The organism is Streptomyces sp. NPDC002324 (assembly GCF_053593335.1).
Genome location: NZ_JBSFCF010000078.1, coordinates 1 through 11,783 on the forward strand (window position 1 = coordinate 1; position 11,783 = coordinate 11,783).

10 protein-coding genes and 3 pseudogenes are annotated in these 11,783 nt (G+C 67.9%); 9 read left to right on the forward strand and 4 right to left on the reverse strand.

The genetic code is table 11. The features are described 5' to 3' along the window. Nucleotides 1-146 precede the first annotated feature (146 nt). Nucleotides 147-1,112, forward strand: a complete 966-nt coding sequence (locus tag ACWCRJ_RS44075) for a hypothetical protein (RefSeq protein WP_450944618.1) — start codon at nt 147-149, stop codon at nt 1,110-1,112. Here ACWCRJ_RS44075 and ACWCRJ_RS44080 read toward each other — a convergent pair. Continuing rightward, a pseudogene (locus ACWCRJ_RS44080) lies at nt 1,109-1,210 on the reverse strand (IS5/IS1182 family transposase); the annotation flags it as partial. The gene ACWCRJ_RS44075 and the pseudogene ACWCRJ_RS44080 overlap by 4 nt on opposite strands. Before the next feature lie 247 nt (nt 1,211-1,457). On the opposite strand from ACWCRJ_RS44080, the gene ACWCRJ_RS44085 reads away from it, so the two are divergent. The 3 genes from ACWCRJ_RS44085 (at nt 1,458) to ACWCRJ_RS44095 (ending at nt 3,793) form a co-directional block, all read left to right on the forward strand. Next, complete coding sequence (locus ACWCRJ_RS44085) at nt 1,458-1,790, forward strand: WhiB family transcriptional regulator (protein WP_450944627.1); 333 nt, start codon at nt 1,458-1,460, stop codon at nt 1,788-1,790. A 207-nt stretch (nt 1,791-1,997) separates the two neighbouring features. Continuing rightward, nucleotides 1,998-2,342, forward strand: a complete 345-nt coding sequence (locus ACWCRJ_RS44090) for a hypothetical protein (protein WP_450944619.1) — start codon at nt 1,998-2,000, stop codon at nt 2,340-2,342. Between the two features lie 209 nt (nt 2,343-2,551). After that, entirely contained in the window at nt 2,552-3,793 is a 1,242-nt protein-coding gene (locus tag ACWCRJ_RS44095) for a hypothetical protein (RefSeq protein ID WP_450944620.1), read from the forward strand. 807 nt (nt 3,794-4,600) lie between these two features. On the opposite strand, the gene ACWCRJ_RS44100 is transcribed toward ACWCRJ_RS44095, so the two are convergent. Continuing rightward, entirely contained in the window at nt 4,601-5,272 is a 672-nt protein-coding gene (locus ACWCRJ_RS44100; RefSeq protein WP_450944621.1) for a DCL family protein, read from the reverse strand. A 580-nt stretch (nt 5,273-5,852) separates the two neighbouring features. Here ACWCRJ_RS44100 and ACWCRJ_RS44105 point away from each other — a divergent pair. The 4 genes and pseudogenes from ACWCRJ_RS44105 to ACWCRJ_RS44120 form a co-directional block, all read left to right on the forward strand. After that, nucleotides 5,853-6,161: a trypco2 family protein gene (locus tag ACWCRJ_RS44105; RefSeq protein WP_450944622.1), complete on the forward strand. Its 309-nt coding sequence runs from the start codon at nt 5,853-5,855 to the stop codon at nt 6,159-6,161. A 6-nt stretch (nt 6,162-6,167) separates the two neighbouring features. After that, nucleotides 6,168-7,700 carry a hypothetical protein gene (locus tag ACWCRJ_RS44110; RefSeq protein ID WP_450944623.1) on the forward strand — a complete coding sequence of 511 codons (1,533 nt, stop codon included), beginning with the start codon at nt 6,168-6,170 and terminating at the stop codon, nt 7,698-7,700. Beyond that, the gene (locus ACWCRJ_RS44115; RefSeq protein ID WP_450944624.1) at nt 7,700-8,449 is read left to right on the forward strand and encodes a hypothetical protein; all 750 of its coding nucleotides are present in this window, start codon (nt 7,700-7,702) and stop codon (nt 8,447-8,449) included. The genes ACWCRJ_RS44110 and ACWCRJ_RS44115 overlap by 1 nt, the downstream gene beginning before the upstream one ends. Nucleotides 8,450-9,053: 604 nt before the next feature. After that, nucleotides 9,054-10,146 (forward strand): annotated as a pseudogene (locus ACWCRJ_RS44120) (IS701 family transposase); the annotation flags it as partial. Between the two features lie 189 nt (nt 10,147-10,335). On the opposite strand, the gene ACWCRJ_RS44125 reads toward ACWCRJ_RS44120, so the two are convergent. Further along, on the reverse strand, nt 10,336-10,458 hold the full coding sequence (locus ACWCRJ_RS44125; protein WP_450944625.1) for a hypothetical protein: 123 nt from the start codon (nt 10,456-10,458) through the stop codon (nt 10,336-10,338). Between the two features lie 125 nt (nt 10,459-10,583). Then, nucleotides 10,584-11,162, reverse strand: coding sequence for a TetR/AcrR family transcriptional regulator (locus ACWCRJ_RS44130; protein WP_450944626.1), 579 nt, complete (start codon nt 11,160-11,162; stop codon nt 10,584-10,586). Between the two features lie 378 nt (nt 11,163-11,540). Here ACWCRJ_RS44130 and ACWCRJ_RS44135 point away from each other — a divergent pair. Next, nucleotides 11,541-11,783: pseudogene (locus ACWCRJ_RS44135) on the forward strand (alpha/beta fold hydrolase); the annotation flags it as partial.

An 11,783-nucleotide genomic window follows, 5' to 3' on the forward strand; every position in this document is an offset into this window, starting at 1 on the left:
CCACCCTGCACATTCACCCAGGGCAGGGTGCGCAGCAGCCAGCGCGAGCTGATCTCCTGCATCTGGGGTGTGGACTTCGTGGCGCCGAAGTACCAGTCGCTCGCTCACCCAGAACACCTCCGGCGTCCCCGGCGCCGCGGAGGCCGGTGACACGGTACGGCGGTGGCATCGGCCGACCTGAACACGGACGGCTACGCGGACCTGGCGGTCGGCGCCCCGGCGAGGACACGGCGGCCGACACGCACGGCGGCACGGTGGTGATCGTCTGGGGCGGCGCGTCCGGTCTCTCGGGCACCGCGTGCACCCTTGCCAATCACGGCTGCGACGAGAACGACCGCTACGGCCAGGCCCTGGCCGCCGGCGACCTCGACGCCGACGCGGCGGTGGGCGGCACCGGCAAGTTCAGCCTCTGGATTGGCGAGGCCCCGTACACCAGGACCGGCGAGTTCACGGGCGGCAGTACGAGCCTGGCGTCCAGGGCGCGGCCGTTCGACCAGTCGTACGGCGTCGAGTATCTGTCGGCGGGCGACATCCTGAACGCCGGCTGGGACAACCTCGTCATTCATAGCCGTGAGAAGGGCACCGTCGACGCCCTGACCGCCGTGGCCGACACGCGTACCGGCAACTACTCCGACTGGCTGGAGACGGACTGCGAGTCGATCAGCCCGCGCTCGGCTCCACGTGGCGGCCGCCGGCTTCACCGGCCCTGCCCGCACAGAGCGTCATGGATGCGTTCGACGGTGCCGCAGGCGTGCCACCACGTGAAGTACCAGTACGCCGACGGCCACAGGGCGAAGTCCTTTGGCTGCTGCCGCCGGGCAAACCTGGTGCGCACCACGCAGGAGACCCCGAACGACCGGAGCCGTAGAGCCTCTTGGCGCGGCTGCACCAGGCCAGCACAGCGCGACCAACTGCACGTGCTGCTGCAGGAACTGAGCGCCACTACCGCGGTCGTCATGGCCACCCATCTGATGGAGGACGTGGAGGGCTGCTGCAACAGCGTGGTCGTGCTCAAGGACGGGCGCAAGCGGTTCGCCGGGCCGCTGGAGGAGCTGCGCTCGGCGGGCGGCTACACACGAGTGATCGCAGACGGCCCCGAGGGCCGACCGTAGGACGTGAGCCGTGCGACGCCGCGCTCGACTGGTGCCCGGGCTGCGGACGGCGCGCGGTCGACGGTCTGCTGAGTGGGCGTGAGGTCACGGCCCGGCGGGGTGTCTGGGTTGTGTTGTCACTCTGGGTGCGGGCCGCGGACAGGGGAAGTTCCGCTTCCGGCGACGCCCGGGTGCCGAGCCGACGGATGAGCCCGGTCGCGGGGCGTGTTCGTCAAGTCCCCTTCCCCCGAAGGGATTGCTGCGCAATAAGGAACTCTCACGCCCCGCCTGATTGCCGTACCGTTTGCGGACCGTGCCTGCCCAGGGGAGTGCGGCGGGCCGGACCGGGGAGAGGACGGCGTCGTGGTGGTCGAGGATGGTCAGGAGAGCTGGGGTACGCAAGCGGTCTGCCGAAACGCCGACCCGGACGAACTCTTCGCCGAAGGCGCGGCCCAGAACAGGGTCAAAGCCTTCTGCACCGGCTGCCCGGTGCGCACCGAATGCCTCGCCCACGCCCTCGATCACCGCATCGAGCATGGTGTGTGGGGAGGCATGACCGAACGGGAGAGGCGAGCACTCCTGCGGCGCCGCCCGACGGTGACCTCCTGGCGGCGCCTGCTGGAGACCGCGCGCGCCCAGCACGGCCTACCGTCCACTGGCGATCAGGAGCCGCACGAAGATCGGTTGCAGGCAGGCTGACTGCCCAGCCACCGCACACGACCGCAAGAGCAGCCGACCGTCCGCAGAGCATGGAAGAACCGAACAGCTGCTGCTCGCCTGACAGGCGCCGGACCGGATTTCGAGACGGTGGATCGTCATCGAACGTCACGAAAAGGCGTCAACTGAGTATTGCGCATTTCCGGCCGATACGCTCATCCTCATTCCGTACAGCTGGGGGGAGTTGGCATGGCGCGTGCGCGTCGTGGACTGCTGGTCGGGGCGGCCGTCGTGGTGGCGAGCCTGCTCGCCCTGGTGGCAGTCCTGCTGAGCCGGCCGGGGGGAGAGACCGCCGCCGGTGAGTCGAGGGGGAAGGGCCGGGCGCCGGCCACCGATTCGCACGAGCAGGCGCAGCAGGTCGCCGCCGCGCTGGAGAAGCTCGCTACCAACCCCTCCTCGCTGGTCGCGGCCGGCGCCCGGACGGAGGTCAAGGGACGCGCCGCCCAGGGCGTCCCGAAGGGGTCGAAGGTCACGCCGCAACCCGCGACGTGGGCGCCGGACGGCGCGGGTTGCGGGGTCATGAGGGCAAGTTAGCGTCGGGGGGGGCGTCTGCTCGGTGGATGACGACCACCAGCTGCGGAGAGCCCCCTCAGGGGTGTGGCTCCGACGACGCGCCCGCGGCACGCCATCTAGGGACCGAGCCGATGCGCGAGGCACGGCCCGGAGGGCGATCCCACCTATACGAGGCACTGTTGCGGCGCGGCGACGGGCGGCATAGTGCCGTGATGCAGGGTAAGTGATCAATGACGACAGACCCGTTCACGCAGCGTGTTCGGTACACGCGCATCGCCAGGTTCTGCGGAATCGTAGCGATCATCTCCATGCTCCTTTCGATGGCGGACCTTGGACTGGCCCTGAACGGTGACTGGGGGTACCTGCCGATCTCTCTCATGTGGGGGGTCGGCTCTCTGATGTGGCTGTGGCACGCCCGCCGGTACATTACGAAAGCCAGGCGGCAGAAATCGCCCGAGCTGAGCTCGCTCACGGAGTGCCGCGCCCTGACCTACTCGCTCTATCTCCGTCCGTTCGCCGAGGACGACAGGCTCGCGGAGACAGACCCTCTCGTGCGTGGCAGGCGGAGCCTCCCCTACGGGCGCTTGCTGGGGTTCGCCGACTTCGCCGGGGCCGAGGACAGTTGGGAGGAGCAGATCGTCGGGCTCTTCCGCCCGTGCGGCGAGGTCATCGCCGTGGGCCGCCCCGACATGCGGCTCGCCCTCCCCGGCGCGAAACGCTTCCTCCTGCCACCAGGCGACTGGCAGGGACCTGTCAGCGCGGGGATGGAACGCGCGCGCCTCGTCCTGCTGGCGGCCGGCATCGGCGAACACACCGAGAGCGCTCGGGGCACCCTATGGGAGTTCACCGAAGCGGTACGGCTGCTGCCGCCCTCCCGTCTGCTCCTGCTGGTCTGCGGTGAGCCCGAGGACTACCGGCGCTTCTGCGAGGCGGCCGCCGCGACGTTCGAGGAGACCTCCGAGCGCTTGTCGGGGGACGACGGAACGCGGCTCTCGATGCCGATGATGCCCCGTCACCCCGTTTCTGACAAGGCCGAGTGGGGGCATCCGCTGCGACGCGTCGTGCAATTCGACGACACGTGGACGGGCCACTTCATCGCTTTCGATGCCGCCGCCGAGAAGGGCGGGGCGCGGAGGAGAAAACGTGCCGTGGTCCGCCACCAGATCGAACCGTTCATCGCGAGGCTGGAATCACGCTTGCCCGGCGAAGCTCGCAGCGCCGGCACGTTCCGCCACGCGGACGTCGCATACACATTGCTGACCTATGCGTTGTCCTTCGGCTTCGCAGGCTGGACCGTGGCACACACCCAGGCGCCCTACGCGGCGACGGTCCTGGCCATCGCCGCCCTGTCCTCGGTGTTCCTCGGCGAGGTGCGCACGGCGATCTCGACCGAACGCGAACGGGTCCGCAGGGACATCGAGGTCCACCCACCGCCCTCGGCACCGGCCGCTGGGTCAGCCCGCAGGAGCTGACGACGCGCGCATGGAATCGTTGCGTGGACGCAGATTCATTGCAAAGATTTCAGCGCCGCTGGCTGCACGGATAACGCCGCAGCGCAAAAGGAAGATGCGGGCCCGCCTTGGTGAGGCGGTCGCATCGTTTCCCGTGCCGCTACCGTGCCGGGGGCGGAGCGCTGCTGCCGTCAGCGTTGCCGTCGGACACGCCGTGTGTGGCCCTGACATGCCGGTCTACTGATCAAGTGTCTCGCCCACCAGCGAGGCTGACGAAGCCCACCGCTCTGAGCTGCTCAGATGCCGTGGGCTTCCGTCGTTGTTGGTCGGCTTCGAGAAGCCTTGCACGGCCCAGAGGCGGCCCGGGTGCTGGTGGCTGACCGTGAACCCGCAACGAAGCGGTCTCGTAAGGATCGGTTTCGTTGCAACGAAGCCGCCAGTCCTTTTGAAGCCTTTCGTTAGCCCGGCGATTTTTCGCATTCGTGGCCGACTTGCTCGCTGTCCAATATCATCTCTTCAGCTGAACAGGACTCGCCCTCACGGCGAGCACCTCGCCGCGCGGCCGACCCAACCTCGTGCCCGTCCGGCTACCGCAGACTCAGCCCCGCTACAAACGCCATCCGCGCAACTACCTGGCTTTCTCGGCCTTGCCGCTGCCCTGTGCTGCTACAAGCGACTCCAGTCGGTCCTTCTTCGGCTCCAGGGCACGGGTGAACTGCCAACGAGCCGTGGCCTTTGCGGCGCCGGATGCGCTGGAGCATGCCGGGGGATCGCTGCTCTACGAGGACCGCATGGGGTTGTGCGCCCTGTGGGACGGCCGCAATGGGTTCATGGGGTTGTGATACCTGGCTCATTCCCTCGCCGTAGATCGGACAGGTTGACCCGCTTCAGAACCGGCCGAAGTACTGCACGCTCCTTATGGCGCTCCTGCCATCGTCTCTCGAGGTCCTTGTCCTCCAGCTCTATGTAGCTGACGCCGGCGCCGGACTCGGGCACTATCCGGAAGGCGTCTACACCACCGTTGTCGGCGATGGAGTCCTCTGCCAGCTCGAGGAATGTCGGGGCCGCGTGGTCGATGTGCAGCTCGGCCGCGGACGCGATCGGCGTTCCTGTGACGGAGCAGAGCAGTGACTGTCCGGAGCTGAGTGCCGCGTTCCGTGAGATTGCCACTTGATCGGCAACCGCGTGCCGCAGGGCGGCAAGCACCTGGGTGCGCTGGCTGAACGGTGTCAGGCAGGCGTTCCACGAGAAGTCAGTCACTTCGCCGTCGAGCCGCACGAGGCCGATCCCGACGCTTCTGCGGCCGTGGTCGGTGTGGGCGATGACGCGGAAGTGGGCTATGCCGACCCCGCGCTTGAGGTCGTATTCGGGGTGGCGTTCGAGGAGGTCGCGGCAGAAGGCATCGTCGTCGGGGTCGGTGATGTCACCACCTGTGCCGTACCGCTGGACGATGCCGCGGCAGATGTTCCGGACGGCTTCCTTGGTGGGGTAGCGGGTCACACCGATGGTGATTCCTCGGGGCACGGGGTATCTCCGTTCGACGCAGGTAACCGGGCATGCGTATGGCAGGGCCGTAGACACCGTACTTTCCGGTCACCTCTTCGAAAAACGCATGGGTTCGCATAATCCTAGAGGCATGTGACGGGGAACCCGCATGCGGAACACCGATGCCTGCTGTCCCGCCGACGGGTTTCCTCGCGGCCAGCTCGTCGTTGACACCGCAGACGAAGCCGATAGAGCGGGCCGTTCGCTCGTGCGGTATCTGCGTCTCGGGGACCGGCTCACCCAGGCACTCGACGAACTTCGCCGTTCTGGCGCCACGTGCCAGGCCCTCCGCGTCGGCTACATAAGCGGGCCCGGCTCGGCATGGGGGACTGCTGGTGGCACAGCGGTGACGCCTTGAAGCGACAGGGACCGAACTTCACATCGGCTCGCAGGGGTCATCCCACACCGCACACCCCTGGTCGCCCGGTTGCGCCAGAGGCGAACTTCCGGTGCTTATACAGCGATTCAGCCTCTTGGGGAACATGGGAACCGTAGTTTCGGATGAAAGCATCAGACCGGACGAGCGGGGGAATCTGTGATCGGCAAGATCGGGCTGACCGAAGCCATTGCGGCGCTTCAGGAAGAGCTCACCGAGGCAGCGCGCGCCGGGGCCGGGCGGGACGTGCGATTTCCCGTGGAGGGAGTGACCCTGGAGTTCCAGGTAGCTGTCACCGTGGACGCTCAGGCCACAGGGAAGGTCAAGTTCTGGGTGCTGGAAATGGGCGCGGAGTCCGGGTTCGGCAGGGAGACGGTGCAGACCGTCACCTTGCAGCTCGGCCCGCCGGTCGGGCGGGACGGAGAGTCGGTGCTCGTCACCTCGCGCCCTCGGACCGCAAAGCCGTGACGGGCTGTGCCCGAGACCGAGTACGCGGTTGAGGTCCTGCACCGGAGCGGTACCGGCGACGTGGCCGTGTGGACGGTGGCGTCCGGGTACTGTGTCGGTGGCGCCCACGTACTGACGGCACGCCATGCGGTGGGCTCCGGAGCCGTGTTCGTGCGCTTCTGGGGAGGCGCCGAACTTCCCGCCGAGGTCATCGCCGACGGCGGCGAGCAGATGGACCTCGCGATCGTACGGTTGGTCGGCGAGGAAACACCAACGGCGCCCCGGGTGCGAGCGGCGCGGGTGGACACCAGCCGGGCGACGGTCCTGCACTGCCAAGGGGTGGGCTACCCCTGGTGGAAGGAAGACCAGAATCCTCCGGCTGGCCCCCCTCGGCGTGGGCGTGCCCAGTTGACGGGGTACGTGCCGACAGCAGAGGGGCCGGTCGGTGAGGAGCTTACTTTCCATGTGCGTGCGACCCCCCGCGAGCGCGGTGACGCCGTCGGCGGTTCGTCGTGGGAGAGCGCCTCCGGCACGGTGGTGTTCGCAGGGGACGGCACGGGCGGCGAGTTCGCGATCGGCGTGGTTGTCAGGCACCGGCTGCGGGACGGCGCGAGCGCGCTCACGCTGGAGCCGTTGGCATCGGTCGACCGGATGGATCCAGTGAACCGCGCGGCGTTCCGAGCGGTGCTGTGGCCGCCGGGCGATGGTACGAACGACCTTCCCTCGATCAGCGGCGCGGCCTACCCCGAACCGCCGACCCCGGCACCCTCCACCAGGATGTCGTTCCGTCGGATCCTCGCCGCGTGCACGGCAGGCATCGCTCTCGTCTCCGGAACCCTGTGGTGGAGCGTCCATCAGGACTCGGTGGCCGACTCCCTCACCCCCGGCGACGGCGTCAAGGTCGTCCTCGCCGGCACCAGTGACCCCGGCGAGGAGCTGCGCTGGTGGGTCTTGAAGGATCGGGTCCCGCGGCCGAAGCCCGACACCGGAATTTCCCAGCTTGCCAAGCATGTGAGCGCGCCTATGCTGCAGCACACCATTCGACTCACCTTGGAAGGCAACCGCCGGAGCACGGTGATGATCACCGACATCGGCGCGCAGATCATTGAACGCAGCTCACCCTACGGCGGCAGCGCGTTCGTGGAGCCGACGCAAGGCTCAACCGGTGCGCTGGGCATCGGACTCGACATGGACGAGGACAGACCCCGGGCCCGCACATACGACGATCAGGAACACACCCTCGGCAAGCACCTTTTCGACACCAACGGCTTCACGCTCGCGCATAGGGAGCTGGCCTCCGTGACTGTCAACGTCTTCGCGAAGCGAAGCCTGGTCCGTTTCGCGCTCGTGGTGTCGTACTCAGTGGGCGGCAGAATGGAGCGGGCCACGGTCATGGACAAAGGCGGGAAGCCGTTCATCCTGTCCGGTGTTCCGGAGCGGCTGAGCAACGGCGTGTACGTCCACCGGGGGGAGCTGGAAGGCCGAGCCAACGAGTGGGTCGACACCGGCCCATCCACCAGGGCCGACTTTGCGGACAACATGGTACGGAAGCGGCCCTGATGCGCCGGGACACCAAGATCGCCATCGGCATCCTCGCCTTCGCCCTCGCCCTGGCCGGCACGATCGTCTGGCGTACGTACCGGGTGCCCGGGCGGGCGTTGGACTCGGCGACTTCGGAGGGGCCACGCCGGACTTTCCCGAGGGACCCCTGTCAGGTCCTGACGATCGGCGATGTGAACGCCATCGTCGGCGTCCCTGAGGACTCCTCCTACCGCACGTTCGCGGTGCAAGCCTCAGACTACGCGTGGGACCCCGACGCTGGTAACACCATTGGGCTCGGGTACCAGACGGATGCGGTGTCCTGCCAGTGGAGCCAGAGCTCTGATCGGGCCGCGGTCAAGCCCACGCCGCCAGGCATCCAGCCGGGCTGGACAGCGGATTGGCACTACGCACACGTCGCGTCGGCGAACTGGCGCAGCACGAAACGCGAAGTGCTCGCCAAGGGCTGGTGCCGGTTTACCACGAGAGTTCCCGGGGCGGAGGACGCCCTGTGGTGTGGGACCAGCGGGCTCTTCGTGCTACGGGACGAAATCGCCTTCGGATTCAAGGTGAGCGACCTCTTCGCGTCCGAGGACGACTTTCTCATCGACGACGTGTCGGAACTGGGCACGCGGCGGATGGCGGAGCTGATCATGCGCCGCGTCGCAGTCGGCTGCTTCCCTGTCCCGCTGCCGACCACTGGCCCGAAACACGGCAGGAATCGCATCATCCGGCAAGAGGGCCCTGAGGAGCGATGGATCCGAGAGTAGGGTCAGAGATCAGTCCTCTGACCCCGTGTCCTCGGCCCGGTTCAGCTCCATCGCCCCCTTAGCCGTCCTCCGACAGCGCCACGCCGCCAAGCCGGACCCGGGTCAGCGCGACTGAACCGTGAGGCCGAATGGATCAGGCCTTGCCGAGGTGGTTCAGGCGGCCAACCACGCTGCTGTGGTGGAGGTGGAGGCCCGCCACGCGGCTCAGCGAGCCGTGACTCACAAGGCGCCCAGCGTGTCCGGGTTCTCCAAGGTGCCAGCGATCCAAGTCACAACCGCTATCTCCGGGTTCGCTAGTACTCCAGTCGCAGTTGGCTATCACTGCTGGTCAGGGGCGGCTTAGGTGAGTGCACTGGGCTACTTCCCGGTCCACCGGTTCAGGCCGTGGCGGGCCAGGATCCGGTTGGCTGTGTAACCGGAGTCACTTCGAGCCGACTGTGGGAGTCACCTTCTGACCGAGTTTGCGATGTCGGTTTGTCTTGACGTCACTCAAGGGCGTGCGGTGGGACGGCGGGGTGTGCTTCTGCCGCAGGGGGCTCGATGGGGAACTCTCAGTCGAAGGTCGATCTGTACGCCGCGATACGCCGTGACCACCGCGGAGCTGGCGACCGCTCCGCACGACGGCGGGGTCATCGTGATCGACGACTCCGGGGACCGCAAGGACGGCACCGCGACCGCGAATGTGGGCCGGCAGTGGCTGGGCACGGCAAGACCGACAACGGCATCGTCACGGTGACCACGGTGTGGACCGACGGCCGCGTGTACTACCGCTGCACGCAACTCCCTACAACCCCGCCCACCACTTCGCCCGAGGCCGGGCCGATCCGGCCTTCTGCACGAAACCCCAGCTGGCCACTGCCCTCGCGGCCCGCGGGAAGGAGGCGGGCTTTTCCTGCCGGGCGGTGGTCGCCGACTGCGCCTACTCCGTCAGCGACGACTGGTATCTCGCACTGCGCGAGGCCGGCCTGGCCTACGTCATCGCGCTCAAGCCGCACCGCGGTACCTGGGCTCGGGCCGACCAGCCGCACACCCCATCGAGGCCGCGCATGCCCTGACCTGGCGTGATGCCTGCCAGACATCCAGGCGACTGGACGCCCGTGGAGCGGCACTTCCGCGACGGGCACAGTGAGACCTGGTGGGCCGCTGATGCCCGCCTGGGCGGCTACGGCCCCGACTCACCCTGCCGACTGGTCGTGGCCACCACCGACCCAGCCCGGCTGCCGGAGAAGGCCACCTGGTACCTGGCCACCCAACCTGCCCCACCCCGACGCACCCCACGCCGCCACCGGCCCGCAGCCGCCCGCCGACCTGGCCGAGATCGTGCGCCTCTACGGCCTGCGGCCGTGGATCGAGCAGAGCTACAAGCAGATCAAGGACGAACTGGGCTGGGCCGACTTCCAGGTCCGCTCCGACCGCGCCATCCGCCGCCACCAGACCCTGGTCAACTGCGCCTTCTCCTTCTGCTGGGATCAGTGGTTCACCCCACCCGGGCCCCTGGACGCCAGCGCGCCGAGCCCGGGCCAACCGGACACCACCAGCCCCAACAGCCCTGCTGGCCCAGGGCCTTTACGGGCCATCCGTTCCTGGCTCACCCCCGCCGTCACCCTCAACCGATGGTGGCGAGCCTGGACGGACAAGGACCCACCCTCCGAGCTCCAAGCCCTGATCGACGCGGTCACCACCGGACACGGCATTGACCTCTACCGCCGAATTTAACGAACTACCGGTATTGCTACATGAAGGGCGAAGACCTGCGGCAGGTAGCCGAAGCCGGACCCGTGGTGGTGACGGCCCTTCGTGAGGCGCTGGGTTATCTGGTGCCCGCTTAGGGAGAGGGGGTGGGCCGCGGGGGTCGGTCGCTGGAGGTGATCGTTGATCCGTCGGCATCAGGAGAAGGGCGACGTCGCCCAGGCGTTCTCCGGGACGGCGCCGCCGTGGTGGAAACCGCGGTTGTGCCCAATGGTGCGCACGCCTTCGGTGGCGAGGTCCTCACGGCGGCCATCTGGCATCTGGCAATGATCGACATGTCGGCGACGGTCTTCCTCGAACATCCGGAAGACACGGACGCTCTGCTGTCCACGCGCGGGCCTCAGGAGCTTGGCCTGTCGCGCGCAGCGAACGTCGGCGATGTGGCTCAGCCGCGTGGTCCTGCGCCGTGCAGGAGGGTGTCGATGACGAGTGTGGCCAGCGCGTCGGGATCCTGTGCGGCTGGGTCCTGGTCCCCACCGGGCCTGTTGAGGGCTTCGCTGAGGAGCGCGTAGTACACCTGTCGTGTCCAGTCCAGGTCCGTGTCAGGGGCGAGGAGCCCCTCGTGCTGTGCCCGGTCCAGGAGTTGGACGGCGTGGGCGTCGATCTCCGCCCAGAGTGCGGCTGCGGCTGGGGTGTGGGCCGTGGTGTGGCTGAGGGTGTAACGCCAGGTGTTCTTGACCCGCATCACGTTCGCGGTCACCCGGTACAGCGCCACGAGCGCGGGAGCGGAGTCGGGCCGGGCTTCCTCGATGGCGTCGATGAGCTGCTGCTTCGCGGAGACGGCGAGCGCCTCCAGCAGTGCCTGCCGGTTCGCGAACCGGCGGTGCACGGTGATTCGTGTCAGCCCCGCCGCCTCGGCGATCTGCTCCATGGAGGCACCGGCGTCCTCGGCGAGGACCCGCTCGGCCGCCTCCAGAATCGCGCGCACACTGCGCTCGGCATCTGCCCGTAGTGCTCGGCCCATATCTCTCTCCTGTCTCGGTCGCTACCTGGTCCCTTGTAGAGGATACGTGAACGCTACGGGTACTTCCGTAGTTGATTCTTTGGTGTTGCCAATGCGTATCTATCTGATACGTTGATGCAACTGATTCGGGTTGCGCCGTACCACGGTGCGACGACCGGCGGCAGGAGCTCGGCGAAGTCGTCGGTCGACCAACGCTTTCGCCGTCAACGCCGGCTATACGGCGAGGCGGGGCGCCTGTGGGTTCCGCGCGACTCGACAGGTGCGGCCACGAACGGGGCCGCAATCCGCAGCGGCGGCTCATGCGGCCCCGTGGCAGTCCGTCGTGCACGGCACGTTTTATGTGCCGGGGAGTCCTCCGGCCCGACTGAAGGAATTGGCATGTCCTCAAGCAATCGGCGTACTCGTATCTCCCGGCGGACCGCGATGCTGCTGGCCGGTGTGTCGGTCGTGGCGGCCGTCGCCGCCACGGCACCGAGCATGGCCAACGCCGTGAGCTCCAGTTCCAGCTCCAGTGGTATGCGGCAGACGGTCACCCAGACGCGGAGCACGGAGAGTGCCAGTACCGCTCCCAACCTGCGGGTCAAGGCCGTCAACGGTGTCACCTACCAGTACCGCCGCTTC

Excerpts from the sequence above, each read along its gene's own strand:
- ACWCRJ_RS44090 (WP_450944619.1), top strand. The coding sequence starts at position 1,998 with ATGGCGCGTGCGCGTCGTGGACTGCTGGTCGGGGCGGCCGTCGTGGTG.
- ACWCRJ_RS44095 (WP_450944620.1), top strand. The coding sequence starts at position 2,552 with ATGACGACAGACCCGTTCACGCAGCGTGTTCGGTACACGCGCATCGCC.
- ACWCRJ_RS44115 (WP_450944624.1), top strand. The coding sequence starts at position 7,700 with ATGCGCCGGGACACCAAGATCGCCATCGGCATCCTCGCCTTCGCCCTC.
- ACWCRJ_RS44125 (WP_450944625.1), bottom strand. The coding sequence starts at position 10,458 with ATGCCAGATGGCCGCCGTGAGGACCTCGCCACCGAAGGCGTGCGCACC.
- ACWCRJ_RS44130 (WP_450944626.1), bottom strand. The coding sequence starts at position 11,162 with ATGGGCCGAGCACTACGGGCAGATGCCGAGCGCAGTGTGCGCGCGATT.